This is a genomic window from Pseudomonas sp. FP215 (assembly GCF_030687795.1).
GTDB classification, from domain to species: Bacteria; Pseudomonadota; Gammaproteobacteria; order Pseudomonadales; family Pseudomonadaceae; genus Aquipseudomonas; species Aquipseudomonas salmasensis.
This window is the reverse complement of record NZ_CP117447.1, coordinates 772,753-798,374: the sequence shown is the minus strand read 5'-3', so window position 1 is coordinate 798,374 and position 25,622 is coordinate 772,753. Positions and strand designations below refer to the sequence as shown.

24 protein-coding genes are annotated in these 25,622 nt (G+C 61.5%); 14 read left to right on the top strand and 10 right to left on the bottom strand.

The window, feature by feature from the left end:
- Positions 1 to 98 precede the first annotated feature (98 nt).
- Complete coding sequence (locus PSH76_RS03400; RefSeq protein WP_014716778.1) at positions 99 to 1,592, bottom strand: CoA-acylating methylmalonate-semialdehyde dehydrogenase; 1,494 nt, start codon at positions 1,590 to 1,592, stop codon at positions 99 to 101.
- 39 nt (positions 1,593 to 1,631) lie between these two features.
- A complete protein-coding gene (locus tag PSH76_RS03395) occupies positions 1,632 to 2,981 on the bottom strand; it encodes an aspartate aminotransferase family protein (protein WP_305493603.1) in 1,350 nt (449 codons plus the stop codon).
- Between the two features lie 126 nt (positions 2,982 to 3,107).
- Here PSH76_RS03395 and PSH76_RS03390 point away from each other — a divergent pair, with 126 nt between their 5' ends.
- From PSH76_RS03390 to PSH76_RS03365, 6 genes are all read left to right on the top strand, one after another.
- A complete protein-coding gene (locus PSH76_RS03390; protein WP_003188270.1) occupies positions 3,108 to 4,028 on the top strand; it encodes a LysR family transcriptional regulator in 921 nt (306 codons plus the stop codon).
- An 87-nt stretch (positions 4,029 to 4,115) separates the two neighbouring features.
- Positions 4,116 to 5,510, top strand: a complete 1,395-nt coding sequence (locus PSH76_RS03385; protein WP_305493602.1) for a uracil-xanthine permease family protein — start codon at positions 4,116 to 4,118, stop codon at positions 5,508 to 5,510.
- Between the two features lie 87 nt (positions 5,511 to 5,597).
- Positions 5,598 to 6,257 (top strand): TetR/AcrR family transcriptional regulator, encoded by a 660-nt coding sequence (locus PSH76_RS03380; RefSeq protein ID WP_014716776.1) that lies wholly within the window; start codon positions 5,598 to 5,600, stop codon positions 6,255 to 6,257.
- Positions 6,258 to 6,269: 12 nt separating this feature from the next.
- Positions 6,270 to 6,851, top strand: coding sequence for a YigZ family protein (locus PSH76_RS03375; RefSeq protein ID WP_044275476.1), 582 nt, complete (start codon positions 6,270 to 6,272; stop codon positions 6,849 to 6,851).
- A gap of 56 nt (positions 6,852 to 6,907) precedes the next feature.
- On the top strand, positions 6,908 to 7,594 hold the full coding sequence (locus PSH76_RS03370; RefSeq protein WP_047712496.1) for an SDR family oxidoreductase: 687 nt from the start codon (positions 6,908 to 6,910) through the stop codon (positions 7,592 to 7,594).
- A gap of 211 nt (positions 7,595 to 7,805) precedes the next feature.
- Positions 7,806 to 9,164: an 8-oxoguanine deaminase gene (locus tag PSH76_RS03365; protein ID WP_305493601.1), complete on the top strand. Its 1,359-nt coding sequence runs from the start codon at positions 7,806 to 7,808 to the stop codon at positions 9,162 to 9,164.
- Positions 9,165 to 9,300: 136 nt separating this feature from the next.
- Here PSH76_RS03365 and PSH76_RS03360 read toward each other — a convergent pair whose 3' ends face one another.
- Entirely contained in the window at positions 9,301 to 10,392 is a 1,092-nt protein-coding gene (locus tag PSH76_RS03360; protein WP_305493600.1) for a calcium:proton antiporter, read from the bottom strand.
- A 193-nt stretch (positions 10,393 to 10,585) separates the two neighbouring features.
- On the opposite strand from PSH76_RS03360, the gene PSH76_RS03355 reads away from it, so the two are divergent.
- Complete coding sequence (locus PSH76_RS03355) at positions 10,586 to 11,539, top strand: adenosine deaminase (RefSeq protein ID WP_003171521.1); 954 nt, start codon at positions 10,586 to 10,588, stop codon at positions 11,537 to 11,539.
- Positions 11,540 to 11,666: 127 nt separating this feature from the next.
- Here the strand turns inward: PSH76_RS03355 and PSH76_RS03350 are convergent, their stop codons facing one another.
- From PSH76_RS03350 to PSH76_RS03340, 3 genes are all read right to left on the bottom strand, one after another.
- A complete protein-coding gene (locus PSH76_RS03350; RefSeq protein WP_305493599.1) occupies positions 11,667 to 13,037 on the bottom strand; it encodes an MFS transporter in 1,371 nt (456 codons plus the stop codon).
- A 200-nt stretch (positions 13,038 to 13,237) separates the two neighbouring features.
- Positions 13,238 to 13,924 (bottom strand): helix-turn-helix transcriptional regulator, encoded by a 687-nt coding sequence (locus PSH76_RS03345; RefSeq protein WP_138763421.1) that lies wholly within the window; start codon positions 13,922 to 13,924, stop codon positions 13,238 to 13,240.
- Positions 13,925 to 14,077: 153 nt separating this feature from the next.
- Entirely contained in the window at positions 14,078 to 14,989 is a 912-nt protein-coding gene (locus PSH76_RS03340; protein ID WP_138763422.1) for a LysR family transcriptional regulator, read from the bottom strand.
- A gap of 117 nt (positions 14,990 to 15,106) precedes the next feature.
- On the opposite strand from PSH76_RS03340, the gene PSH76_RS03335 reads away from it, so the two are divergent.
- The 3 genes from PSH76_RS03335 (at position 15,107) to PSH76_RS03325 (ending at position 16,879) form a co-directional block, all read left to right on the top strand.
- Positions 15,107 to 15,400: a putative quinol monooxygenase gene (locus PSH76_RS03335; RefSeq protein ID WP_138763423.1), complete on the top strand. Its 294-nt coding sequence runs from the start codon at positions 15,107 to 15,109 to the stop codon at positions 15,398 to 15,400.
- Between the two features lie 139 nt (positions 15,401 to 15,539).
- Complete coding sequence (locus tag PSH76_RS03330) at positions 15,540 to 16,553, top strand: zinc-binding alcohol dehydrogenase family protein (RefSeq protein WP_138763424.1); 1,014 nt, start codon at positions 15,540 to 15,542, stop codon at positions 16,551 to 16,553.
- A 146-nt stretch (positions 16,554 to 16,699) separates the two neighbouring features.
- On the top strand, positions 16,700 to 16,879 hold the full coding sequence (locus PSH76_RS03325; protein WP_003188250.1) for a hypothetical protein: 180 nt from the start codon (positions 16,700 to 16,702) through the stop codon (positions 16,877 to 16,879).
- Between the two features lie 8 nt (positions 16,880 to 16,887).
- Here PSH76_RS03325 and PSH76_RS03320 read toward each other — a convergent pair whose 3' ends face one another.
- Positions 16,888 to 18,081, bottom strand: a complete 1,194-nt coding sequence (locus tag PSH76_RS03320; protein ID WP_305493598.1) for a multidrug effflux MFS transporter — start codon at positions 18,079 to 18,081, stop codon at positions 16,888 to 16,890.
- A gap of 87 nt (positions 18,082 to 18,168) precedes the next feature.
- Positions 18,169 to 18,366 (bottom strand): heavy-metal-associated domain-containing protein, encoded by a 198-nt coding sequence (locus tag PSH76_RS03315; RefSeq protein ID WP_032893730.1) that lies wholly within the window; start codon positions 18,364 to 18,366, stop codon positions 18,169 to 18,171.
- A gap of 147 nt (positions 18,367 to 18,513) precedes the next feature.
- On the opposite strand from PSH76_RS03315, the gene PSH76_RS03310 reads away from it, so the two are divergent.
- From PSH76_RS03310 to cueR, 3 genes are all read left to right on the top strand, one after another.
- The gene (locus tag PSH76_RS03310) at positions 18,514 to 18,894 is read left to right on the top strand and encodes a hypothetical protein (RefSeq protein ID WP_032893731.1); all 381 of its coding nucleotides are present in this window, start codon (positions 18,514 to 18,516) and stop codon (positions 18,892 to 18,894) included.
- A 225-nt stretch (positions 18,895 to 19,119) separates the two neighbouring features.
- A complete protein-coding gene (locus PSH76_RS03305; RefSeq protein WP_305493597.1) occupies positions 19,120 to 21,321 on the top strand; it encodes a cation-translocating P-type ATPase in 2,202 nt (733 codons plus the stop codon).
- Positions 21,318 to 21,719 (top strand): Cu(I)-responsive transcriptional regulator, encoded by a 402-nt coding sequence (gene cueR, locus PSH76_RS03300; RefSeq protein ID WP_003188242.1) that lies wholly within the window; start codon positions 21,318 to 21,320, stop codon positions 21,717 to 21,719. Before PSH76_RS03305 ends, cueR begins: the two co-directional genes overlap by 4 nt.
- A 124-nt stretch (positions 21,720 to 21,843) precedes the next feature.
- On the opposite strand, the gene PSH76_RS03295 is transcribed toward cueR, so the two are convergent.
- Both PSH76_RS03295 and PSH76_RS03290 read right to left on the bottom strand, forming a co-directional pair.
- Positions 21,844 to 22,743, bottom strand: coding sequence for a PA4780 family RIO1-like protein kinase (locus PSH76_RS03295; protein ID WP_003188241.1), 900 nt, complete (start codon positions 22,741 to 22,743; stop codon positions 21,844 to 21,846).
- 134 nt (positions 22,744 to 22,877) lie between these two features.
- A complete protein-coding gene (locus PSH76_RS03290) occupies positions 22,878 to 24,155 on the bottom strand; it encodes an acetyl-CoA C-acetyltransferase (protein WP_278917742.1) in 1,278 nt (425 codons plus the stop codon).
- 113 nt (positions 24,156 to 24,268) lie between these two features.
- Here PSH76_RS03290 and PSH76_RS03285 point away from each other — a divergent pair, with 113 nt between their 5' ends.
- Positions 24,269 to 25,621 (top strand): 3-oxoacyl-ACP reductase, encoded by a 1,353-nt coding sequence (locus PSH76_RS03285; RefSeq protein WP_032893734.1) that lies wholly within the window; start codon positions 24,269 to 24,271, stop codon positions 25,619 to 25,621.
- Position 25,622: the final 1 nt, after the last annotated feature.

Here is a 25,622-nt window from a genome sequence, read left to right as displayed (position 1 = left end):
CCGTCAACCTTCTTTTTCACATTTCTGTCATATAAGTCAAAAACGCCCCAATAACGCAAAGGCCGGCCCCAAGGGGCCGGCCTTATACCTACGCAGCCTTACAGGCTAGGGAAGGCGAATTGCGACGCTTCATGGCTGGCTCGTTGCGGCCAACGCTGGGTGATTGCCTTGCGACGGGTATAGAACCGCACCCCGTCCGGCCCATAGGCATGCAAGTCGCCAAACAGCGAACGTTTCCAGCCGCCAAAGCTGTGATACGCAACCGGCACTGGCAGCGGCACGTTAACCCCCACCATGCCGACTTCAATCTCATCACAGAACAGGCGCGCCGCTTCACCGTCACGGGTGAAGATGCACGTACCGTTGCCGTATTCATGATCGTTGATCAACTGCATCGCCGCTTCCAGGCTATCCACCCGCACTACGCACAGTACCGGCCCAAAGATCTCTTCTTTATAGATACGCATCTCAGGCGTGACGCGGTCAAACAGGCTACCGCCGAGGAAAAAACCTTGCTCATGCCCGGCAACACTCAAGCCACGGCCATCAACGACCAGTTCTGCACCCGCCGACACACCGTCTTCTATATAGCCACTGACTTTATCCCGCGCCTGTCCCGTCACCAGCGGGCCCATGTCCAGGCCGCAAGAAGTGCCCGCACCAATCTTCAACGCCTTGACCTGCGGCACCAGCTTGGCGATCAACGCATCCGCTACCTGGTCGCCCACGCACACCGCCACCGAGATCGCCATGCAACGCTCACCGCAGGAACCATAAGCTGCGCCCATCAGGGCACTCACCGCGTTATCCAGATCGGCATCCGGCATCAGCACCGCGTGGTTCTTCGCCCCGCCCAGTGCCTGCACACGCTTGCCGCGTTTGGTCGCTTCGGAGTAGATGTACTCGGCAATCGGCGTCGAGCCTACAAAACTCAAGGCTTTGACTTCCGGCGCTTCGATCAGCGCATCCACCGCGCCCTTGTCGCCATGCACCACACTGAGCACGCCTTTAGGCAGCCCGGCTTCCTGCAACAACTGCGCGATCAACAGCGTCGAGCTCGGGTCACGCTCTGACGGTTTAAGGATGAAACAGTTACCGCAGACAATCGCTAGCGGGTACATCCACAGCGGCACCATCGCCGGGAAGTTGAACGGGGTGATACCCGCCACCACGCCCAACGGCTGGAAGTCCGACCACGCATCGATGTTCGGCCCTACGTTGCGGCTGTATTCACCCTTGAGAATCTCCGGCGCCGAGCACGCGTACTCCACGTTCTCGATCCCACGCTTGAGCTCACCCGCTGCGTCTTCCAAGGTCTTGCCATGTTCTTCGCTGATCAACTGCGAGATCCGTGCTTCGTTCTGCTCCAGCAGTTGCTTGAAACGGAACATCACCTGGGCACGCTTGGCTGGCGGCGTATTGCGCCAGGCTGGAAACGCCGCCTTGGCCGAATCAATCGCCTGTTGAATGGTTTCACGGCTGGCCAACGGCACCTGGTGAATCACCTGGCCGGTAGACGGGTTATAGACGTCGGCACTACGACCGCTGTCGTTGACCAGCTCACCGTTGATCAAATGCTGGATAAGGCTCATGCAGGGCTCCTGAAAAATTGTTCTATATAGAAGGAGAAATCAGTCGATCTTGTTCAGCACTTCGCCGACCGCGTCAAACAGACGGTCCAGGTCCTGCGGCTTGCTGTTGAAGGTTGGCCCGAACTGCAGGGTGTCGCCGCCAAAACGCACATAGAAACCGGCCTTCCACAGCGCCATGCCGGCTTCGAATGGGCGCACGATGGCATCCCCATCACGTGGGGCAATCTGGATCGCACCGGCCAGGCCGTAGTTGCGAATGTCGATCACATTCTTGCTGCCCTTCAAACCGTGCAGCGCATTCTCAAAGTGCGGCGCGACTTCGGCTACGCTCTGCACCAGGTTTTCTTTCTGCAACAGGTCCAATGCCGCCAGGCCCGCCGCGCAAGCCACCGGGTGCGCCGAGTAGGTGTAGCCGTGGGGGAATTCCACGGCGTATTCCGGCGTCGCCTGGTTCATGAAGGTCTGGTAGATCTCGCTGCTGGCAATCACCGCGCCCATCGGGATAGCGCCGTTGGTGACTTGCTTGGCGATGCACATCAGGTCCGGGGTCACGCCGAAGCTGTCAGCACCGAACATCGAGCCGGTGCGGCCAAAGCCTGTGATCACTTCGTCGAACACCAACAGGATATTGTGCTGGTCGCAAATTTCGCGCAGGCGCTTGAGATAACCCTGCGGTGGCACCAATACGCCAGCGGAACCGGCCATCGGCTCGACAAACACGGCGGCAATGTTCGACGCGTCATGCAGCTCGATCAGCTTGAGCAACTCATCGGCCAAGGCAATACCGCCCTGCTCCGGCATGCCCCGAGAGAAGGCGTTGCTGGCCAGCAAGGTGTGAGGCAGGTGGTCAACATCCATCATCGCCTGGCCAAACAGCTTACGGTTACCGTTCACACCGCCCAGGCTGGTACCGGCGATGTTTACGCCGTGGTAACCCCGGGCGCGACCAATCATCTTGGTCTTGGTGGCCTGGCCTTTCAGGCGCCAGTAGGCCCGTACCATTTTCACCGCTGTATCGGCGCATTCAGAGCCCGAGTCGGTAAAGAACACATGATTGAGGTTGCCTGGGGTCAGGTCGGTGATCTTTTCCGCCAACTGGAAGGACAACGGATGACCGTACTGAAAGCCTGGGGAGTAGTCCAAGGTGCCCAATTGCTTGGCGACCGCTTCCTGGATTTCCTTGCGCGTATGCCCGGCGCCGCAGGTCCACAGGCCCGACAACGAATCATAGACCTTGCGCCCCTTGTCATCGGTCAACCAGCTACCTTCGGCGGCCACGATCAGGCGTGGATCGCGCTGGAAGTTACGGTTGGCGGTGTAAGGCATCCAGTGCGCATCCAGCTTTAATTGGCTGGCCAGGGACGATTGGGCGTTTTCGGGCATGTTCATCAGCAAAACCTCGCAGGGCAAAAGGCAGCGTCGGGATTGAAAAAGCGTTGTTGCAGCTAAATTGCCACGGGGATAAAGTCGGTGAAATCCAACTCTTCTAACCTTCAGTCAGGACTTCACTAAACTATGAGCAGCCGTCGTCCCGACCCTTTGGCGCAAGTCAGTGACTTCGATATTCGCCTGCTGCGCATCTTTCGCAGCGTGGTGGAGTGCGGCGGCTTCTCGGCGGCAGAGACCGTGCTCGGCATCGGCCGCTCGGCAATAAGCCAGCAGATGAGCGACTTGGAGCAGCGACTCGGCCTCAGACTTTGCCAACGCGGCCGCGCCGGTTTTTCCCTGACGGAAGAAGGCCGCGAGGTTTATCAGTCTGCCCTGCAACTGTTGAGCGCTTTGGAAAGCTTTCGCACCGAGGTCAACGGCCTGCACCAGCATTTGCGCGGCGAATTGATCATCGGCCTCACCGACAACCTCGTCACCCTGCCGCACATGCGGATCACCCACGCCCTGGCGCAATTGAAGGAGCGGGGCCCGGACGTGCAGATCCAGATCCGCATGATCGCCCCCAATGAAGTGGAGCAAGGCGTACTCGACGGTCGCCTGCACGTCGGTGTGGTGCCCCAGGCCAGCGCACTGTCGGGCCTGGAATACCAGCCGCTGTACAGCGAACGCTCCTTGCTCTATTGCGCTGTAGGCCACCCGTTGTTTTATGCCGATAACAAGCAACTCGACGACGAACGCATCGACAGCCAGGACGCCATCGCCCCCACCTTCCGCTTGCCCGCGGAGATCCAGGCCCATTACCAGGCGCTCAACTGCACCGCCAGCGCCTCAGACCGTGAAGGCATGGCGTTCCTGATTCTCACCGGCCGCTATATCGGCTACTTGCCCGACCACTACGCCAGTCTATGGGTGCAACAAGGCCGGCTGCGCGCGCTGAAACCGGCTACACGTTTTTACGATTTGAGCCTGGCATCGGTCACGCGCAAAGGCCGGCGCCCTCATTTGGTGCTGGAAAGCTTCCTGGAAAGCCTGGCCGCGACGCGCTAACTCGGGCCTCACGCAAAAAGCTGAGCACATGGACAGCTTTTTGCAAGGCACAAGGACCTTGAACCGTCCGCCTCGAGTTTACCCGCCATGCCACCAGAATCTGCCAGCTCCAGCGACCTGATCTACGGCCTCAACGACCGCCCCAAACCACTGCCCGCTCTATTGGCAGCACTGCAACATGTGCTGGCGGCGTTCGTCGGCATCATTACGCCGCCGCTGATCATCGGCTCCACGCTCGGCCTTACGGCCCATCTGCCCTACCTGATCAGCATGGCGCTGATGGTGTCCGGCGCAGGCACGTTCATCCAGGCACGCAGACCGTATGGTATCGGCGCCGGCATGATCTGCCTGCAAGGCACCAGCTTTGCGTTTCTCGGCGCCGTGTTGGCGGCAGGCTTTCTCGTGAAGCAACGCGGCGGCAGCCCGGAAGATATTTTGGCGATGATCTTCGGCGTGTGCTTCTTCGGTGCGGCGGTGCAGATTGTATTGAGCCGCTTTATCGGCCAACTGCGCCGCGTGATCACACCACTGGTGACCGGCATTGTGATTACGCTGATCGGCATCAGCCTGATCAAAGTGGGCATCACCGACCTCGGCGGCGGTTTCAATGCACCGGACTTCGGCGCCCCCGCCAACCTGGCGCTGGGCCTGTTCGTGGTTTTGACGATCATCCTGCTCAACCGCTCGAATACGCCCTGGGTACGTTTGTCGGCCATCATCATCGGCCTGGCCCTGGGCAGCCTGGCGGCATGGTTCAGCGGCAAACTTGTTCCCCAGGCTTTGCCTGACCTGCCACTGGTCAGCCTGCCTACGCCCTTCCGCTTTGGTTTCAACTTCGACTGGAGCGCCTTCCTGCCGATTGCGCTGATTTATCTGATCAGCAGCATCGAAACCGTCGGCGACCTCACCGCCAATTGCATGATTGCCCGCCAGCCCATCAGCGGCCCTTCTTATATAAGCCGGCTCAAGGGCGGCGTGCTCGGCGATGGGGTGAGCTGCATGATCGCCGCCACCTTCAGCGCCTTCCCCAACACCACGTTTGCCCAGAACAATGGCGTGATCCAACTCACCGGCGTGGCCAGCCGTTACGTCGGTTTATACATCGGCGTGTTGCTGTTCTGTCTGGGCCTGTTTCCGCTGATCGGCGCTGTGCTGCAGCAAATCCCCAAGCCGGTATTGGGCGGTGCCACCCTAGTGATGTTCGGCAGCGTGGCTGCGGCCGGCGTGCGCATCCTTGCCCAGGCACCGCTGGACCGACGCAGCATGCTGATCATCGCCACCTCGTTCGGCGTTGGCCTGGGTATCGCCGCGCAACCCAACCTGCTGCACCTGATGCCGACTCTGGTGCAGAACCTGTTCGACTCCGCCATCACCAGCGGCGGCATCACCGCCATTGTGTTGTGCCTGTTACTGCCGGAGGCCAAGGCAAGTACCGCCGCCGCAAACCACAACCCGGAACGCGACAGCCTGGAACCGCTTTGACGGTTTTATTGCATCAGGACTTGTCTGAGGCTTGAGGGTGGGTTATCTGTGCACACGTCGTCTCTCTCGATCAGCACGGAAACCTCCATGAGCCTCGAAGTTCCTGCCCACAGCAACCACGCCGGTAAACCCGCCAGCCGCATTCGGCAAAAGAACGAACAAGCGATTCTCCAGGCTGCTGAAGATGAATTCGCGCGCCATGGCTACAAAGGCACCAGCATGAACACCATCGCTGCCAGTGCCGGGCTGCCCAAAGCCAACTTGCACTACTATTTCACCAACAAGCTGGGCCTGTATGTCGCAGTGCTGAGCAATATCCTCGAACTGTGGGACAGCACCTTCAACGCGCTGACCGCCGAAGATGACCCGGCCGTGGCGCTCGCTCGCTACATCCGCACCAAGATGGAATTCTCGCGCCGCCAGCCCCAAGCCTCGCGGATCTTCGCCATGGAGATCATCAGCGGTGGCGAATGCCTCACTGAATATTTCGGCCAGGACTATCGAGCCTGGTTCAGTGGCCGAGCCGCGGTGTTCCAGGCCTGGATCGACGCCGGAAAAATGGACCCCGTCGACCCCGTGCACCTGATTTTCCTGCTGTGGGGCAGCACTCAGCACTACGCCGACTTCGCCACCCAGATCTGCCGTGTTACCGGGCGCACCAAGCTGACCAAGCAGGACATGGAAGATGCTGGCACCAACCTGATCCATATCATTCTCAAAGGCTGCGGCATCAAGCCAGCCCTATAAACGAAGCGATTTATGTCTTTTACGCTCACCGGCTTTTGCGAGTTTCGTGAAGAAATACGCAAAAGCCGCTTTATCACCTTGGCGGCGCCGATTACCAGCCCGCAGGACGCCCAGGCGTTTTTCGAGCAGCACAGCGACCTCAACGCCACGCACAACTGCTGGGCCTGGAAGCTGGGCGATCAATACCGCAGCAGCGATGACGGCGAACCCGGCGGCACCGCCGGGCGCCCGATTCTTGCGGCCATCGAGGCCCAGGGCTTTGATCAGGTGGCCGTCTTGGTAATCCGCTGGTACGGCGGCATTCAACTGGGCACGGGTGGATTGGCCCGCGCCTATGGCGGCGGGGCCAATAAATGCCTGCAGAATGCCGAGCGCATCGAGCTGATCAGCCGCGTCCCCCTGAGTTGCGCCTGTGGCTTCTCCGAACTGAACCTGGTAAAGCTGCGTGTCGCTGAACTCGGCGGGCTTGTGGTGGAAGAAACCTTCACCGCCAACGGCGTTGAGCTGCAGCTCGCACTGGGAGAGGCACACATCGACACCCTGCAAACCCAGCTCGCCGACCTGAGCCGTGGGCGCATCCTGCTCGAACGCTGAAACTGCTACTGTTATGCGCTGAACTCCCTGAACCGCGATTTCAAAGGAAGCCTTTCATGTCTACGCCAAAAACCGCACTGATCATCGGCGCCTCGCGCGGGCTGGGCCTTGGCCTGGTCAAGCAACTGCTCCAGGACGGCTGGGACGTGACCGCCACCGTGCGCGATCCGAACAAGGCCGATGCCCTGAAAGCCGTGGGGCCGGTGCAGATCGAGAAGTTGGATATGGACGATCAGCAAGCCGTGATCGCCCTGGCCCAACGCCTGAAAGATCGCACCTTTGACCTGCTGTTCGTCAACGCCGGCGTCAAGGGCCCGGCCAACCAGGAGCCCGGCCACGCGACCCTGGCGGAAGTCGGCCAACTGTTTTTCACCAACGCCGTGGCGCCGATCAACCTGGCCCAGCGTTTTGTCGGGCAGATCCGCAAAGACACCGGCGTGCTGGCCTTCATGAGTTCGGTACTGGGCAGCGTGACCATTCCCGACGGCTCGGACCTGGCGCTGTACAAAGCCAGCAAGGCCGCCCTCAATTCGATGACCAACAGCTTTATCACGCAACTGGGCGAGCCCAAACCGACGGTGCTGTCGCTGCATCCAGGTTGGGTGAAGACCGACATGGGCGGCGAAAACGCCCACATCGACGTCGAGACCAGCGTGCGCGGCCTGGTGGACCAGGTAAATGCCTACACCGGCAAAGGCGGCCATCACTTCGTCGACTACAAGGGCGACACCATCACCTGGTAACCCCCAAACTGTAGGAGCGAGCTTGCTCGCGAAAAACGCCCAGGCACCGCGTCAAACCAGACTGCCCGCGTCATCCCTGACGATTTTTCGCGAGCAAGCTCGCTCCCACAGAGGTAGACTGCCCACCTCGCCCTCCCCGGCGACCCTGGATCAGCAGACAGGGCAACACTGAGCTGGCAAACCTGAACCCATCATTCAGAGGAGCCGGCCAATGCCTGCGACCCGTATCTGGTTAAAAACCCCCCTCGCGATTTTCACTGCCAATGGCCTCGATGCCCGTGGCGGCCTTGTGCTGCAAGACGGTGTCATCACCGAAGTGCTGGCCCAAGGGCAAGCGCCTGCACAACCCTGCGCCCAGGTGTTCGATGCCCGCGAGCATGTGGTGCTGCCTGGGCTGATCAATACCCACCACCACTTCTATCAAACCCTGACCCGCGCCTGGGGCCCGGTGGTCAACCAGCCGCTGTTTCCCTGGCTGAAAACCCTGTACCCGGTATGGGCGCGGCTCACCCCGGAAAAACTCGCCCTGGCCAGCAAAGTCGCCCTGGCCGAGTTGCTGCTCTCGGGCTGCACCACGGCGGCCGATCACCACTACCTGTTCCCCGATGGCCTGGAAAACGCCATTGATGTGCAGGTCGAGACCGTGCGCGAACTGGGGATGCGCGCCATGCTCACCCGCGGTTCCATGAGCCTGGGCGAAGCCGATGGCGGCCTGCCGCCGCAGCAAACCGTGCAGCAAGGCCAGGTGATCCTCGACGACAGCCAGCGCCTGATCCGCGAATATCACCAGCGCGGTGACGGCGCGGAGATCCAGATCGCCCTGGCACCGTGCTCGCCGTTTTCGGTCACCCCCGAAATCATGCAAGCCAGCGCCGAACTGGCCAACCAGTTGGACGTGCGCCTGCACACCCACCTGGCGGAAACCCTCGATGAGGAAGATTTCTGCCTGCAACGCTTCGGGCTGCGTACCGTGGATTACCTCGACAGCGTCGGCTGGCTCGGCCCACGCACCTGGCTGGCCCATGGCATTCACTTCAACCCGGACGAAATCGAGCGCCTGGGCGCCGCCGGCACCGGCATTTGCCATTGCCCAAGCTCGAATATGCGCCTGGCCTCCGGCATCTGCCCCACCTTGGATCTGCTTGCCGCCGGCGCCCCCATCGGCTTGGGCGTGGACGGCTCGGCATCCAACGATGCCTCGAACATGATCCTTGAAGCGCGTCAGGCCCTGTACATCCAGCGCCTGCGTTATGGCGCGGAAAAGATCACCCCCGAAGGCGTATTGGGTTGGGCCACCAAGGGCTCGGCGCAGTTGCTGGGGCGCACGGACATTGGCGAGTTGGCCGTCGGCAAACAGGCGGACCTGGCACTGTTCAAGCTCGATGAACTGCGCTTCTCCGGTAGCCACGACCCCATTTCCGCACTGCTGCTGTGCGGTGCGGACCGGGCAGACCGGGTGATGATCGCGGGTCAATGGCGGGTGATCGACGGCCAAGTCGAAGGCCTTGACCTCAAGGGCTTGATCGCCGATCACAGCCAGGCAGCGCGCCAGTTGATCGCCGGCACCTAAGCCAGGCGCCAATCAAAAATGTGGGAGCGGGCTTGCTCGCGAATGCGCTGTGTCAGTCAGTACATCTGTGACTTAACCACCGCATTCGCGAGCAAGCCCGCTCCCACATTGGGTCTGCGACACCTTTCAAATCGGGTTACAACCCCAACAGCGACAACATGATAAAAGTCGCAAACAACACAAAATGCGTCATCCCTTCTATCGCATTGGTTTCACCATCGTTGAGGTTGATCGCGCTGACGATCAGCGTGATAAACACCATCACCGTTTGCACCGGCGTCATCGCCATCTGGAACGGCTGCCCGGTATACAGCGCCATGGCTTCCATCACCGGCACCGTCAGAATCACCGTAGACAACGAAGCCCCCAGCGCGATGTTGACCACCGACTGCATGCGGTTGGCCAACGCGGCGCGCAGTGCCGTGAGGATTTCCGGCGCGGCCGAGATAGCCGCCACCACAATCGCGGTAATCACCGGCGGTGCGCCTGTGCCTTCCAGGCCCAGATCGAGGGTCTTGGACATCACCTCGGCCAACGCGCCAATCACGATCACCCCAAATACCAGGGTCGCAATGGAAAACGTCAGGCTGACAGACGGCGCGTGCTCGTCTTCGGGCTGTTTCTTGCGGCGTTTTTCCGGGTAGCTGTAGCTGAAGAAATAACTGTGCGGCCCCACCTGCATGCGCAGGAACAAGGTGTAAAGCACCACCATCGCGCCAATGGTGAAGGCCGAGTAAATTTTCCAGTCGGCTTCGGGGATAAATTCCGGCACCACCATCGACACACCCATGGCGGTAAGGATCATCACACTGTAGGTGCGCGCCGAGTCATCGTTGTAGGACTGTTCGCCATGCTTAATACCGCCCATCAGCGCAGCCAGGCCGAGGATGCCGTTGATATCCAGCATCACCGCCGAGTAAATGGTGTCGCGCACCAGGGTCGGTGATGGCTCGTTGCTCATCATGATCGCCAGGATCACCACTTCCACCAATACTGCGGCGAGGGTCAGGATCATGGTGCCGTAGGGGTCGCCGACTTTTTCCGCCAACTGCTCGGCATGATGAGCCACGCGCATCGATGCCATCACGATAAACGCGATTAGCGCGAAGCCGGCCAGCAGCGCAACCAGTTGGCCGCTGTGGAGCATCCAGTGTTCCAGCGGGTAGGCGACGATGGCGGCAATCAGCGCCAGCAGCATGAATTTTTCTTGCTTGAGGGATGTGAGCATTCCGGGCCTTTTCGTACAGCGAATCAGTCATTGATGGGGTACAGACTGCGCCGAGCCGCTAACGTTTCGTTACACCTTAGTTCAGGTCACCCTTGCATGAGTGACAGAAATACTCTCCTGCTGGTCAGGTTTTGCCGATTATTTCAGCCATGGCCTGTAGAATGCCGCCATTGCACCTGATGAGATTTTAAAAATGTACGATTGGCTCAACGCCCTGCCCAAGGCTGAATTGCACCTGCACCTGGAAGGCTCGCTGGAGCCTGAGCTGCTGTTCGCCCTGGCCGAGCGCAACAAGATTGCGCTGCCATGGAACGACGTCGAAACCCTGCGCAAGGCCTACGCCTTCAACAACCTGCAAGAGTTTCTCGACCTGTATTACAAGGGTGCCGATGTGCTGCGCACGTCCCAGGATTTCTACGACCTGACCTGGGCCTACCTGCTGCGCTGCAAAGCCCAGAACGTGATTCACACCGAACCCTTCTTCGACCCGCAAACCCACACCGACCGTGGCGTGCCGTTCGAAGTGGTGCTCAACGGCATCGCCGCCGCACTCAAAGACGGCGAGCAGCAACTGGGCATCACCAGCGGTTTGATCCTCAGCTTCCTGCGCCACCTGAGCGAAGACGAAGCGCAGAAAACCCTCGACCAAGCGCTGCCGTTCCGTGACGCGTTCGTGGCCGTGGGCCTGGACAGCTCGGAAATGGGCCACCCACCGAGCAAGTTCCAGCGCGTGTTCGACCGTGCCCGTCACGAAGGCTTTTTGACCGTGGCCCACGCCGGTGAAGAAGGCCCGCCCGAGTACATCTGGGAAGCCATCGACCTGCTGAAGATCCAGCGCATCGACCATGGCGTGCGCGCCATCGAAGACGAGCGCTTGATGCAGCGCATCATCGACGAGCAGATCCCGTTGACTGTGTGCCCGCTGTCCAACACCAAGCTCTGCGTGTTCGACGACATGGCCCAGCACAACATCCTCGACATGCTCGAGCGTGGCGTGAAGGTCACGGTGAACTCGGATGACCCGGCGTACTTCGGCGGCTATGTCACCGAGAACTTCCATGCGCTGTACACCAGCCTGGGCATGACCCAGGACCAGGCCAAACGCCTGGCGCAGAACAGCCTGGATGCGCGGCTCGTGAAGCCGTAACTGAATAGACCTGGACTCAACCTGTGGGAGCTGGCTTGCCTGCGATAGCGGTGCATCAGCCAGCCTCTTACTGCCTGACCTACCGCTATCGCGGGCAAGCCCGGCTCCCACATTGACCCCATCAGCTTCAAGCCTGGGTGAGTTCTTCCAGGGTCTTGCCCTTGGTCTCCATCCCAAACAACCACACCACCAGTGCCGCCACCGCAAAGCACAGCGCGCCCAAGGCAAATACCCCGCCCTGCCCGGTTATCGGGAACACCAGCCCGGTCACCAACGGCCCGAGCAACGAGCCAACCCGCCCAATCGCCGACGCAAACCCCGAGCCGGTCGCACGTGCCGAGGTGGGATACAACTCCGGCGTGTAGGTGTACAGCACCGCCCACATGCCAAACAGGAAGAACTGCATCAACAACCCCGAGGTGATCAGCAGGCCCACGTTGCCGCCAAACACTGCGCTCTGCCCATACAGGAATGCCATCACCCCGCCGCCCAATAAGGTCACCACGCACACGGGCTTGCGCCCCCAGCGCTCGACCAACCACGCGGCCATCAAAAAGCCTGGGATCCCGCCCAGGGAAATGATCACCGTGTAATACACCGACTGGGTCACGGCAAAACCCGATTGCTGCAACAACGCACTCAACCACGACGTCAACCCGTAGAACCCGAGCAGGGCAAAGAACCACACACTCCAGATCATCATCGTGCGTTGGCGGTACTGCGCCGACCACAACTGCTGGAACGCGGAGAAAAACGTCCCCGGTGCACTCTCGATGCGTGGCAGGGCAATCGGCTCCGGCAAGTCGGCGCGGCCCAGGGAATCGCGCACTTTCTGCTCGATGCCCAGCAACACCTTGTCCGCCGCCTCATGGCGCCCCGCCTGTTCCAGCCAACGCGGTGACTCTGGGATAAAGAAACGGATAGCCAACACAAACACCGCCGGTATCGCCAACACCAGAAAGATGTCGCGCCAGCCAATTACCGGCAACAAGAAGTAAGACAACACACCCGCGGCCACAAAACCCAACGGCCAGAAACCATCCATCAAGGCGATGTAACGCCCGCGCCGTTTGGCCGGAATCAGCTCCGACAGCATCGACTGGGCAATGGGAAACTCCATGCCCATGCCAATGCCCAGCAAGATCCGGAACAACGTCAGCGTCTCCACCGTCTGCGCCGTGGAACACAGGTAGCTCGCCAGGCCCCAAAGTACGATGCTCCACTGGAACACCGGCTTGCGCCCGAAGCGATCAGCAAGCATCCCGGACAGCGAGGCGCCCACCACCATGCCGAAAAAACTCGAACTGGCCAGCAACCCGGCCTGGGCCGTGCTCAGGCCAAACTCGGTTTTGATAGAGCCCAACAGGAAGGTCATCATCGCCAGGTCCATGGAGTCGAAAAAAAACGCCAGGGCGATGATGATGAAAATGACTCGGTGGTAACCGCTGATGGGCAACCGTTCCAGGCGTTCCGCCGCGCTATAACCCTGCCTACCCATGCCGCACCCCTCGTATGAAAAATCCCCCTTACGAGTGTGCGGCATCATTTATGCCGGCTATTGCTGGATGCGACCTGACAACACCTGAGAACGACGCCAGCACCTGTAGGAGCGAGCTCGCTCGCGAAGATCGTCAACGTTAACGCGGGGCTTCTGGATAAAACGCGGCGCACTCACGTTTTTCGCGAGCAAGCTCGCTCCTACAGTTTGGCGATGCGGGCTATGTGCTCAAGCCCCACATCAGTGACAGACAAGGCCCGAGATTCATTGATCACGCCGATCCAGTTCGCCTGCAGAAACAGCTGCATCAAGCCCGCCCCCAACGCACCGCCCAGGTGGGGTTGTTGCTGGCTCCAGTCGAAACAGTCGCAGGCCAGCGGCGTTGCCAGTGCCTGGGTGAAAATGCCCAGTTCCGCCAACGCCTGCACACCCTTGGGCGTCACTTCGGTACGCGGTTCATGGCGCTCGATCCATCCGGCCTCCAGCATCCGTTGATACAACTGCGCCGCCAGCTCGCCGCCGAGGTGGCCGTGGCACCAGCGGGCGCGGCGCAGCAACGGCGGTGCCCGCAGCGCCGGCGGCAACACATCCGGGGTGCTGCGGGCCGCGCTGGCCATGGTGGTGCTGGCCAACGCATCGATGGCGGCACTGACATCGGCGGCTGCTACCCGAAACAGGCGCTGGCCCCGCCGCGCCTCGATCCGCAACAGGCCGCTGCCGGTCAGCCGCGCCAAATGGGCATTGGCTGACGCCGGCGACAACTCGGCCAGAGCCGCCAGTTCTTCTGAAGACTTCGCCGAACCGTCCATCAAGGCCCAGAGCATGGCCGTGCGTTTAGGCTCGGCGAGCAAGCTGGCGATCTGACTGATGCAAGGTGCTGCTCCCATGTATTCACTCCCTGTTAAACCATTTTTTCTGCTGCGGTTGACGCCCAAGTATAGGTGCGCAGGCCATAGGTTCCGCGGCGTCTGACAGTGCAGATCAGGACAGGATATGAGTGAAACTTCCGAGCGTGGCGCAGGCTATTGCCGAGAACCCATTCACCCCGGTCGCTGCGCGGTCAATGTCGCACAACGGGACACGAGCATGTCCCGCAGCAGATTGATGGGTTTACTCAATTGCGCACGGTGGGCGCACAGCAAGTTGAGCGGTGTGCGCTCGCCCTGCAGTTCCGGCAAGATCAAACGCAAGCGCCCGGCCAGTACATCGGTGCTCACATCCAGCCACGACTTGTAGGCAATGCCCATGCCCGCTACCGCCCAGCGGCGCACCACATCAGCGTCATCGCTGAAGCGATCACCGCTGACCGTCAGGCTTACATGACGCTTGCCATCGTAAAAACCCCAATGGTCGTGGACGCGGCTGCCGAGCATGTACAGCAGGCAATTGTGCTGGGCCAGTTGCTCCAGATGGCGCGGCTCGCCATGCCGGGAGAGGTAACTGGGCGCGGCGCAGAGTACGCGAATATTGTCCGGGGCGATGGGCAGTGCAATCAGGCTGGAGTCTTCGGGTTCGCCGTAGCGCAGGGCAATGTCCACGGGCTGGCGGAACAGGTCGGCGATGCGATCACCGAGCAACAGGCGCACGTTCAGTTGCGGGTGCTCCTGCTGGAAGGCGTCCAGCCACGGCAGCAGCTGGTTGCGGCCGAAATCCGAAGGTGCCGACAATTGCAACACACCGCTGACGTGATCCTGGCCACTGGCCAATAGGCGCCGCCCTTCATCCAGCGCACTCAATGACGCCCGCGCGTACTCCAGGAAGCCCTCGCCTTCGGCCGTCAGGCGCAGGCTGCGGGTTGAGCGCGCCAGCAAGCGCGTGCCCAGTTGCTGTTCGATACGCTTGAGCGCGGCGCTGGCCACCGCCGGCGACAAATCCATAACCCGCGCCGCAGCCGACAGGCTACCCAAGTCTGCGGCGCGCACAAACAACTGCAAATCATCAAAACGCAGCATGCATTCCCGCTCATTATCAATATTTGGTTGAAACAGCCTGCTGTTTTAGCCGCTTTTATCGGCGTGGGAAATAGCCAATCATCTGCCCATCCCGTTAGCCCGTGCCAGGAGTCGACTATGTCCACCGCTTTTAATGTCATCGCCACGCTGATCGCCAAACCCGGCCAGCACGCCATCCTGGAAACGTTACTGCGCGGCCTGCTGGAACCGACCCGCCTGGAAGCCGGTTGCGAGCAGTACGACCTGCACCAGGACCTGCAACACCCCGAGACCTTCTACATGCTTGAGCGCTGGAGCGATGACGCGGCGCTGGCCGACCACGACCAGAGCGCGCATATCCAGAGCTTTCGCGCCCAGGCCGCCGATGTGATCGAGCACTTCGAACTCAAGCGCCTGAAATTCCTCGCCTGATCCCGCCTTTTTTCTGTAGGAGCGAGCTTGCTCGCGAAACCCCCAAAGACGACGCGTTAAACCAGAAACACCGCGTCATCGTTAACGCTTTTCGCGAGCAAGCTCGCTCCTCCCTTGACCGTATTCACTTGGAGCCATCATGAAAGCCATCGCCTACTACACCTCACTGCCGATCAACGATCCAGAATCCCTGCAAGACATCGAACTACCAGCCCCCGTGGCCGGCCCCCGTGACCTGTTGGTTGAAGTCAAAGCCATCTCGGTCAACCCGGTGGATACCAAGGTGCGCCACAACGTCGCCCCGGAAAATGACGCCGCCAAGGTGCTGGGTTGGGACGTGGCCGGGGTGGTCAAGGCGGTCGGCAGTGACGTGACGTTGTTCAAGGCCGGCGACAAGGTGTACTACGCCGGTTCCCTGGTACGCCCAGGCGGCAACAGCGAACTGCACACCGTGGATGAACGCATCGTCGGCCATATGCCCAAGAGCCTGGGGTTTGCCGAAGCAGCCGCACTGCCACTGACCGCCATCACCGCGTGGGAGCTGTTGTTCGAACGTTTGCAGGTGCCTGAAGGCAAAGACGATCAAGGCCAGAGCCTGCTGATCGTCGGCGCGGCCGGTGGCGTGGGGTCGATCCTCACTCAACTGGCCAACCAGCTCACGGCGCTGAAGGTCATCGGCACCGCCTCGCGCCCCGAAACCCAGGCATGGGCCAAGGCCCTGGGCGCACACGTGGTGATCGACCACAGCCAGCCACTGAGCGAAGCGTTAAAGCAGGTCGGTCACGGGCAAGTCACCCACGTTGCCAGCCTGACCCAGACCGAGCATCACCTGGACCAACTGGTCGAAGCGCTGCAACCCCAAGGCAAGCTGGCGTTGATCGACGATCCCAAGGCCCTGGATGTGAGCAAGCTCAAGCGCAAGAGCCTGTCGCTGCATTGGGAGTTCATGTACACCCGTTCGATGTTCGAGACCCCAGACATGATCGAGCAGCACAACCTGCTCAACCGCGTGGCCGAGCTGATCGACGCCGGCACCCTGAAAACCACGGTAGGCGAGCACTTCGGTGTGATCAATGCGGCGAACCTGCGCCGCGCCCACGCCCTGCTGGAAAGCGGCAAGGCCAAGGGCAAGATCGTGCTGGAAGGGTTCTGAAAAAACGGCTGTCAGTGTCGTCCGTTATCTACGTAGGTAATGGACGACACCATTAGTCCGAGAGTTGATCCTTGTCATATCTATGCGCCCGTTCAGGTTTATATTGGCCGCCTTTGCCACGATTCTTTTACGTGAGGAAGTCAGCAATGAAAATCCTGATAAAAGCGTTAGCAAAATCTCCCGGCAGCCAATGGCAAGTTCGTCTCGACGGCGAGGCCATCAACTTTCGCAGTGAGGCCGAGGCCCGCGCTTTTGCCGACACGCTACAAGCCCGGATCCAGGCGCCCCATCGCTTCCCTCTCAACCAGCAACGTTCCGCTGGCTGAGCCCAACTTCAGACCTGCGCTTGTACGGCCCTTGCCCGTTGCAGGCGCTGGGTCGCCATGGCAATGGTCACCGCCAGCACACCGCAGAGGCTGATGACCATGGCCATCGGCATCGCCGTGCCGTCGTGCAACACGCCAACCAACGACGCCGCGCCTGCCGCCACACCGAACTGGATGCAACCGAGCAACGCCGACGCGCTGCCGGCCCGAGCGCCCTGCCCGCTCATGGCACAGGCCGAGGTATTCGGCAAAATGCAGCCCAGGCTGGCGATACAGATAAACAGCGGCACCAACAACGGCCATAGCGCCTCGGTACGCAACGCGGCAATTGCCAACAGCGTCAACGCCGCCGCCACGTACACCCACACGGTGCGCGACAGCAAAAACGCCGGGCCGCGCTTGGCCAGCAAGCGTGCGTTCAGTTGCGCCACCAGGATAAAGCCCGCGGCGTTGGAGCCGAACAACCAGCCGTAATGCTCGGCCGGCACGCCAAAGAGCTTGATAAACACGAAGGGGGAGCCGGCGATGTAGGCAAACATCCCGGCAATCGAGATACCGCCGGTCAAGGCATAGCCCAGATACACCCGGTCTGACAGTAGCGAGCCGTAGCGGCGCAACGAGCCCGACAACGGCTGGCGCGGCTGATCGGCCGGGAAGGTTTCCGGTAACCCGACCGCCACGGCGATGGCTGCCATCACGCTGAACAACGACAACGCCAGGAAAATCGACTGCCAGCCCCACACGCCGACCATCAGGCCACCGGCCAATGGCGCCAGGATCGGGGCCAGGCCGGTCACCAGCATCAGTTGCGAATACACCTTGGCCGACCCCACGGCATCGCATTTGTCGCTGACCACCGCCCGGGAAATCACCATGCCCGCACACCCGCCAAGGGCCTGCACGAAGCGTGCACCAATCAGCCATTCCAGGGACGGCGCATACGCACAAGCGAAAGAGGCGAGGGTAAACAGGGTGACACCGCTGAGCAGCGGCACACGCCGGCCAAAACGGTCGGCCAGCGGCCCGTAGATGAGTTGACCAATGGCCAGGCCAGCGAAATACACAGCCAGGGTCAGTTGGATATGTTTTTCGTCAGTGGCAAAAGCTGTAGCCATTGCCGGAAAGCCCGGCAGGTAAAAATCGATCGCCAACGGCGCGAAGGCGCTCAAGGCGCCCAGAATCAGGATTATGCGAAGGTTCATCAGACACCCAAGTGAGTCGGCAGCTCAACAGTCTAGCCGCGCTTGGGTGCCATGAACATTACGTTAGGTGGCTAACGATCAGAAAAATCACGCCAGCTTGGCGCTGTAGCCTTCCTCGGTGATCAGACCGATCACTTGGTCCGAGGACAGACCGCTTGCCACCCGCACTTCTTTGGCCTTCAAATCGACTTCCACACTCGCCGCCGGATCCTGGCTCTGTACCGCCTGGGTCACCGCTTTAACGCAATGGCCACAGGTCATTCCTTCAACGCTGAATATTTGCATGACATGACTCCTTTGATGAGGTTGAGCCCAGTGTCGAGCTTGCCATGATGGCAAGGTCAAGTTCTCAATATTTCTGCCGGGCTGGTATTCGGCGGCGACGTCGGCCAAGCTTCAACCTTCCTAGCTGTGAACCACGGAGCATTCGCCATGCGCTGGTTGTTTTTTGCCCTTGCCGGCCTGATGAGCTTGCCTGCCGCTGCGCCCCAGGCCCTCGCTGCTGAAGATTATGCGGTGCTGATTATTTCCCGCGAACGCCTGGAAGTGCCGACCTACTGCGAGATCGGCCTGTATATCCAGGACCAACTCGCCGGGCGTCTGTTCCAGGAACAGGCCACTTCATTCAATCTTCCCTCCGGCGATATGTCGCTGCGCCTGAAACTGTTGCCGGGCCAAGCGCCAGGCTGTCAGCCGGGCATGCTCGCACCTGCCGCGCAGAACATCACTTTGAAAGCCGGTGATGTACGCAAATTACGCATTGCCCTTGGCCCGGACGGCATGTACCTCAAAGCTGCGGCATTGGAATACTGAGTAACCCCCACGATCGTTCCCACGCTCTGCGTGGGAACGCCTCATCGGACGCTCCGCGTCCCGGGTACAAGGCACTACTTCAACGCCAGGGTGACGCGGAGCGTCACGGGCTGCATTCCCACGCAGAGCGTGGGGACGATCGCAGAGCGTGGGAACGATCGGGCTTGACCTTCCCCACAGGTTAAGGTTGATCCTAGTGGCAACTTCTCCTGGAGGACTGCCCCAATGAATGGATCCACCACCTTTGACCTGCCCATCGGCGGCATGACCTGTGCCAGCTGTGCCGGGCGGGTCGAACGCGCGCTGGGCAAGGTGCCGGGCGTGCAACGTGTCAGCGTCAACCTGGCCAATGAACGCGCGCACATCGAAGTACAGGGCCAGATGGACCCCAGCGTACTGATCGCCGCCGTCGACAAGGCCGGCTACACCGCCACCCTGCCCCAAAGCGAAACCGCCACCGACGCCGATCAAGCCCGGCGCCTGCGCCGCGAGCGCTGGTCGCTGATGGCGGGCATTCTGCTGGCGTTACCTTTGGTGCTACCAATGCTGGTAGAACCTTTTGGCCTGCACTGGATGCTCCCCGCCTGGATACAGTTTGCCCTGGCCACGCCGGTGCAATTCATCTTGGGTGCGCGCTTCTATGTCGCCGCCTGGAAAGCCGTGCGCGCAGGTGCCGGCAATATGGACCTGCTGGTGGCGATCGGCACCAGTGCCGGCTACGGCCTGAGTATCTATGAATGGCTCACCGCCGCCCCAGGCGTGACGCCGCACCTGTACTTCGAAGCCTCTGCGGTGGTGATCGCCCTGGTGCTGCTGGGCAAATACCTGGAAAGCCGCGCCAAGCGCCAGACCGCCAGCGCCATCCGCGCCCTTGAAGCCTTGCGTCCGGAACGGGCGATCCGCGTGCAGGACGGCCGCGAAGAAGACGTCGCCATCAGCGCGTTGAAGCACGGTGACCTGGTGCTGGTCAAACCCGGCGAACGCTTCCCGGTGGACGGTGAGGTGGTGGAAAGCCAGAGCCATGCCGATGAAGCGCTGATCAGCGGCGAAAGCCTGCCGGTGCCCAAACAACCCGGCGACGCGGTCACCGGTGGCGCCATCAACGGTGAAGGCCGTTTGCTGGTGCGCACCCTGGCCCTGGGCGCGGAAAGCGTGCTGGCGCGCATCATCCGCCTGGTCGAAGACGCCCAGGCCGCCAAGGCGCCGATTCAGAAACTGGTGGATAAAGTCAGCCAGGTGTTCGTGCCGGCCGTGCTGGTATTGGCGCTGATCACCGTAGTGGGCTGGTGGCTGTACGGCGCCTCCCTGGAAACCGCCATCATCAATGCGGTGGCCGTGCTGGTGATTGCCTGCCCTTGTGCCTTGGGCCTGGCCACGCCGACCGCGATCATGGCCGGCACCGGCGTCGCCGCACGCCACGGCATTCTGATCAAGGACGCCGAAGCCTTGGAGCGCGCTCACGCCGTGAGCGCCGTGGTGTTCGACAAGACCGGCACCCTCACCTCCGGCGCACCCAACATCGCGCATTTGGCGGCCGTGGATGGCAACGAAACCCTGCTGTTGCAACAGGCCGGCGCCTTGCAGCGCGGCAGTGAGCACCCACTGGCCAAGGCCGTGCTGGATGCTTGCCGCGAAAGAGGTTTGGACGTGGCCGATGTGAGCTCCAGCCAATCTCTCACCGGGCGCGGCATTGCCGGTACGCTCGACGGTCGGCCGCTGGCACTGGGCAATCGCCGCTTGCTGGAAGAAACCGGCCTGGACGCAGGCGATTTAGGCCCGCGTGCCAAGGAATGGGAGGCCGAAGGCCGCACCTTGTCCTGGCTGATCGAACAAGGCGCGCAACCCCGCGTGCTGGGGCTGTTTGCCTTTGGCGATACGCTCAAGCCCGGCGCGTTGCAGGCCGTGCAACAACTCAAGGCGCAGCACATCAGCAGCCACCTGATCACTGGCGACAACCACGGCAGTGCGCGGGTGGTGGCCGAGGCCTTGGGCATCGACGATGTGCATGCCGAAGTACTGCCCGCCTATAAAGCCGCTGCCGTGGCCGAGCTGAAAAAAACCGGCGTGGTGGCCATGGTCGGCGACGGTATCAACGATGCACCCGCCCTGGCCGCTGCCGATATCGGCATCGCCATGGGCGGCGGCACCGACGTGGCCATGCACGCCGCCGGTATCACCTTGATGCGTGGCGACCCGCGCCTGGTGCCGGCCGCCCTGGAGATCAGCCGCAAGACCTACGCGAAAATTCGACAGAATCTGTTCTGGGCCTTTGTGTATAACTTGATCGGCATTCCCCTGGCCGCCTTCGGCCTGCTCAACCCGGTACTGGCTGGCGCCGCCATGGCCTTGTCCAGTGTCAGCGTGGTGAGTAATGCGCTGTTGTTGAAAACCTGGAAACCCAAGGACTTGGAGGATCAACGCCCATGAACATCGGCCAAGCCGCCCGCACCAGCGGGCTAAGCGCGAAGATGATTCGCTACTACGAATCCATTGGCCTACTGAAAACCGCCCACCGCACCGACAGCGGCTACCGGGTGTACGGCCATGATGACCTGCACACCCTGACGTTCATCAAGCGCTCGCGGGACCTGGGGTTTTCACTGGAAGAAGTCGGCAAGTTGCTGACGCTGTGGGAGGACCGGCAGCGCGCTAGCGCCGATGTAAAAGCCCTGGCGCGTCAGCACATCGACGAGCTCAATCACAAGATTCGCGAGTTGGGGCAACTGCGCGATACCTTGCAGGACCTGATGGAGCACTGCCAGGGCGATCATCGGCCCGATTGCCCGATACTCAAGGAGTTGGCGGCGGGCAACTGCTGCGCCTGACAGACAGCACGCATGATCGTTCCCACGCTCCGCGTGGGAATGCATCCCTGGACGCTCTGCGTCCCAAAGCGTGACGCGGAGCGTCGAAAACGGCATTCCCACGCAAAGCGTGGGAACGATCAGATCACTGCATCCAAGGCGGCGGCGGTGGCTCGTCCGGTACTTTGCTCGGTGGCGCATCATCCGCTGCGCGAATCGCCTGGCGACGCTCTTCATCCAGCCGCGCCGCTTCGATTTCACGGATCACACCGCCCACATCCGCCAGTTCTTCCGGTTCGTCGAACTCACCGGTCAACACACTGGCCGGGTGCAAGGTGCCGGCTTCGTACAGCGCCCACATTTCCTTGGCGTACTTGGTCTTCTTCAACTCCGGGGCAAAACGCCCGAAGTAGGAAGCCATGTTGCCGACGTCGCGCTCCAGCATGTTGAAGGCGTGGTTGTTGCCCGCGGCATCCACCGCCTGGGGCAGGTCGATGATCACCGGGCCCGTAGGCGTGAGCAGCACGTTGAACTCGGACAGGTCACCGTGCACCAGGCCGGTGCACAGCATCAGCACGATCTGGGAGATCAGGAAGGCGTGGTATTCGCGCGCCTGGTCCGGGTCCAGCACTACGTCGTTCAGACGCGGGGCCGCATCGCCGTACTCGTCGGCCACCAGTTCCATCAACAGCACGCCTTCAAGAAAGTCGTACGGCTTGGGCACGCGAACGCCCGCACCGGCCAGGCGGAACAGCGCCGCCACTTCAGCGTTCTGCCAGGCATCTTCAGTTTCTTTCTTGCCGAACTTGGAGCCCTTGGCCATGGCTCGCGCCTGGCGGCTGTTACGGACCTTACGGCCTTCCTGGTATTCGGACGCCTGACGAAAACTTCGTTTATTCGCCTCCTTGTAAACCTTGGCGCAACGCAATTCATTGCCGCAGCGCACCACATAAACAGCTGCTTCTTTACCACTCATCAGAGGGCGCAGCACTTCGTCGACCAGACCGTCTTCGATCAGGGGTTCAATGCGTTTAGGAGTCTTCATCAGCTTTTATTGTGGGTCCTGTATTACCAAACACGCGTGTGGCACTCGTTATACGGCAATCGGCTCGCCGGGGGGAGAGGCTACTGACCTCTGACCCCTTCAGAATGCATTCAATGGGCCAATTTTATCGGCAGTCAGCGTTCGATTATCGCCGTCACGCCTTGACCACCGGCGGCACAAATGGAAATCAGCCCACGGCCCTTGCCCGCCGCATCCAACAATTTAGCCAAGTTGGCGACGATCCGCCCACCGGTGGCGGCAAACGGATGGCCCGCCGCCAGAGAACTGCCCTTGACGTTGAGCCGGCTGCGGTCGATCGACCCCAGCGGTGCGTCCAGGCCCAGGCGGGTCTTGCAATAGTCGGCGTCTTCCCAGGCCTTGAGCGTGCACAGCACTTGGGCGGCGAAGGCTTCGTGGATTTCGTAGTAATCAAAGTCCTGCAAGGTGAGGCCGTTGCGCGCCAGCAAGCGCGGTACCGCATACACCGGCGCCATGAGCAGGCCCTCGGCGCCGTGGACGAAATCCACCGCCGCCGCTTCGCCATCACGCAGGTAAGCCAGGATCGGCAAGCCGCGCTCCTTGGCCCACGCCTCACTGCCCAACAGCACCAGAGAGGCGCCATCGGTCAGCGGTGTGGAGTTGCCGGCGGTGAGCGTGCCCTTTTCGCTGCGCTCGAAGGCCGGCTTGAGGCTGGCGAGTTTTTCCAGGGTCAGGTCGGGGCGCAAGTTGTTGTCGCGGGTGAGGCCGAGGAAGGGCGTGAGCAAATCGTTGTGCCAGCCTTCGGCGTAGGCCGCCGCCATCTTCTGGTGGCTCTCCAGCGCCAGCTGGTCCTGCTCGGCGCGGGGGATCTGCCAGGCCTGGGCCATCAGCTCGCAGTGCTGACCCATGGACAAACCCGTGCGCGGTTCGCCGTTGCGCGGCAGTTCCGGCTTGAGGTGCTGGGGACGAAGTTGTAACAGAACTTTTAATTTGTCCGCCATGGATTTACTGCGGTTGGCTTTGAGCAGCAACTTGCGTAGCCCTTCATTCACACCAATCGGCGCATCCGAGGTGGTGTCCACCCCGCCGGCAATGCCGCATTCGATCTGGCCCAGGGCAATTTTATTGGCCACCAGCAGCGCCGCCTCAAGCCCCGTGCCGCAGGCTTGCTGGATGTCGTACGCAGGGGTTTGCGGTGACAGGCGCGAGCCGAGCACGCATTCACGCGTCAGGTTGAAATCACGGGAATGCTTGAGCACCGCACCGGCGGCCACCTCGCCCATGCGCAGGCCGTGCAGGTTGTAGCGCTCGATCAGGCCTTCCAATGCGGCGGTCAGCATCGCCTGGTTACTCGCCGTGGCGTAAGGGCCATTGGAACGGGCGAAAGGAATGCGGTTACCGCCAATGATCGCTACACGGCGCAATTGAGTCATGGAAAGCTCCCTTGTGGTGGTGGGTGGAATCATCAAGCCTAGCCTAGGCTCAATCGAACGACTGCCACCCCAGGGTGGTCAACCTTTGAACCCCAGCCTTCGGAGAGCGTTCCATGTCTGACCGTTATATCGACTTCGCCAACTCAAGCCTCGGCCATCGCCTGGTCGCCGCCATTGGCCTGCCGTCACCGGTACGCCTGGAACGCTGGCAAGCCGGACGCCTGCGCCCGGTCGAAGGTGCGTTGCTGCTGGGCGGTGGCGCATTGGCAACCCAGGTGCTGGCGTTTGCCAACCGACTCACCGACGCCGTCTACAGTTACGGCGCCGAAGCCTCGACAGCGCCCGCGTGGATTCCAGGGCACGGCCCCAAGCTCAAGGCGGTGGTGTTCGACGCCAGCGGTTTGCAGCACACCGACCAGCTCAAGCAACTGCGTGAATTCTTCCAGCCGCTGCTGAAAAACCTCGACCACAGTGCCCACCTGGTGATCCTTGGCCGTGCGCCGGAAAGCCTTAGCGACCCCTTCGCCGCCAGCGCCCAGCGCGCCCTGGAAGGTTTCAGCCGCTCCCTGGCCAAGGAGTTGCGCAGCGGTGGCGTGCTGCAGTTGCTGTACGTGGGCGACGGTGCCGAAGACCAGTTGGAAGGCGCGTTGCGGTTTTTCCTCTCGCCCAAAAGCGCGTACATCTCCGGGCAGGTGATTCGTTTGACGGCTTGCGATACCCCGGTGCAAGACTGGACGCGCCCGCTGGCCGGGCGCAAGGCGTTGGTGACCGGCGCCGCCCGAGGTATCGGTGCCTCCATCGCCGAAACCCTGGCCCGCGACGGCGCCGACGTCATTCTGCTCGATGTGCCCCAGGCCAAGGCCGACCTCGAAGCCCTGGCCGCACGCCTGAATGCGCGCACGGTGGTGCTGGATATCTGCGCCGAAGATGCCGCCCGCCAACTGGCTGAACACCTGCCAGACGGGCTCGACATCCTGGTGCACAACGCCGGTATCACCCGCGACAAAACCCTGGCCAACATGACCCCGGAATACTGGGACGCGGTGCTGGCGGTCAACCTCAACGCGCCGCAGGTGCTGACCAAGGCCCTGCTCGACAGCGGTACTCTGCAAGACAATGCACGGGTGGTATTGCTGGCCTCCATCAGTGGCATCGCCGGCAACCGTGGGCAAACCAACTATGCAGCGAGCAAGGCCGGATTGATCGGCCTGGCTCAAGCCTGGGCGCCGCTGTTAAAGGAGCGTGGGATCAGCATCAACGCCGTCGCGCCCGGGTTTATCGAAACCCAGATGACCGCGCATATTCCCTTCGCCCTGCGCGAGGCCGGGCGCCGCATGAGCTCCCTGGGCCAAGGTGGCTTGCCCCAGGATGTGGCCGAAGCCGTCGCCTGGCTGAGCCAGCCGGGTTCCGGTGCGGTCAGCGGCCAGGCGCTGCGGGTGTGTGGGCAAAGCCTGCTGGGAGCGTGAG

What these genes read in the sequence shown, in the direction of transcription:
- PSH76_RS03400 (WP_014716778.1), bottom strand. Translation starts at nt 1,592, where the DNA reads ATGAGCCTTATCCAGCATTTGATCAACGGTGAGCTGGTCAACGACAGC.
- PSH76_RS03395 (WP_305493603.1), bottom strand. Translation starts at nt 2,981, where the DNA reads ATGAACATGCCCGAAAACGCCCAATCGTCCCTGGCCAGCCAATTAAAG.
- PSH76_RS03390 (WP_003188270.1), top strand. Translation starts at nt 3,108, where the DNA reads ATGAGCAGCCGTCGTCCCGACCCTTTGGCGCAAGTCAGTGACTTCGAT.
- PSH76_RS03385 (WP_305493602.1), top strand. Translation starts at nt 4,116, where the DNA reads ATGCCACCAGAATCTGCCAGCTCCAGCGACCTGATCTACGGCCTCAAC.
- PSH76_RS03380 (WP_014716776.1), top strand. Translation starts at nt 5,598, where the DNA reads ATGAGCCTCGAAGTTCCTGCCCACAGCAACCACGCCGGTAAACCCGCC.
- PSH76_RS03375 (WP_044275476.1), top strand. Translation starts at nt 6,270, where the DNA reads ATGTCTTTTACGCTCACCGGCTTTTGCGAGTTTCGTGAAGAAATACGC.
- PSH76_RS03370 (WP_047712496.1), top strand. Translation starts at nt 6,908, where the DNA reads ATGTCTACGCCAAAAACCGCACTGATCATCGGCGCCTCGCGCGGGCTG.
- PSH76_RS03365 (WP_305493601.1), top strand. Translation starts at nt 7,806, where the DNA reads ATGCCTGCGACCCGTATCTGGTTAAAAACCCCCCTCGCGATTTTCACT.
- PSH76_RS03360 (WP_305493600.1), bottom strand. Translation starts at nt 10,392, where the DNA reads ATGCTCACATCCCTCAAGCAAGAAAAATTCATGCTGCTGGCGCTGATT.
- PSH76_RS03355 (WP_003171521.1), top strand. Translation starts at nt 10,586, where the DNA reads ATGTACGATTGGCTCAACGCCCTGCCCAAGGCTGAATTGCACCTGCAC.
- PSH76_RS03350 (WP_305493599.1), bottom strand. Translation starts at nt 13,037, where the DNA reads ATGGGTAGGCAGGGTTATAGCGCGGCGGAACGCCTGGAACGGTTGCCC.
- PSH76_RS03345 (WP_138763421.1), bottom strand. Translation starts at nt 13,924, where the DNA reads ATGGGAGCAGCACCTTGCATCAGTCAGATCGCCAGCTTGCTCGCCGAG.
- PSH76_RS03340 (WP_138763422.1), bottom strand. Translation starts at nt 14,989, where the DNA reads ATGCTGCGTTTTGATGATTTGCAGTTGTTTGTGCGCGCCGCAGACTTG.
- PSH76_RS03335 (WP_138763423.1), top strand. Translation starts at nt 15,107, where the DNA reads ATGTCCACCGCTTTTAATGTCATCGCCACGCTGATCGCCAAACCCGGC.
- PSH76_RS03330 (WP_138763424.1), top strand. Translation starts at nt 15,540, where the DNA reads ATGAAAGCCATCGCCTACTACACCTCACTGCCGATCAACGATCCAGAA.
- PSH76_RS03325 (WP_003188250.1), top strand. Translation starts at nt 16,700, where the DNA reads ATGAAAATCCTGATAAAAGCGTTAGCAAAATCTCCCGGCAGCCAATGG.
- PSH76_RS03320 (WP_305493598.1), bottom strand. Translation starts at nt 18,081, where the DNA reads ATGAACCTTCGCATAATCCTGATTCTGGGCGCCTTGAGCGCCTTCGCG.
- PSH76_RS03315 (WP_032893730.1), bottom strand. Translation starts at nt 18,366, where the DNA reads ATGCAAATATTCAGCGTTGAAGGAATGACCTGTGGCCATTGCGTTAAA.
- PSH76_RS03310 (WP_032893731.1), top strand. Translation starts at nt 18,514, where the DNA reads ATGCGCTGGTTGTTTTTTGCCCTTGCCGGCCTGATGAGCTTGCCTGCC.
- PSH76_RS03305 (WP_305493597.1), top strand. Translation starts at nt 19,120, where the DNA reads ATGAATGGATCCACCACCTTTGACCTGCCCATCGGCGGCATGACCTGT.
- cueR (WP_003188242.1), top strand. Translation starts at nt 21,318, where the DNA reads ATGAACATCGGCCAAGCCGCCCGCACCAGCGGGCTAAGCGCGAAGATG.
- PSH76_RS03295 (WP_003188241.1), bottom strand. Translation starts at nt 22,743, where the DNA reads ATGAAGACTCCTAAACGCATTGAACCCCTGATCGAAGACGGTCTGGTC.
- PSH76_RS03290 (WP_278917742.1), bottom strand. Translation starts at nt 24,155, where the DNA reads ATGACTCAATTGCGCCGTGTAGCGATCATTGGCGGTAACCGCATTCCT.
- PSH76_RS03285 (WP_032893734.1), top strand. Translation starts at nt 24,269, where the DNA reads ATGTCTGACCGTTATATCGACTTCGCCAACTCAAGCCTCGGCCATCGC.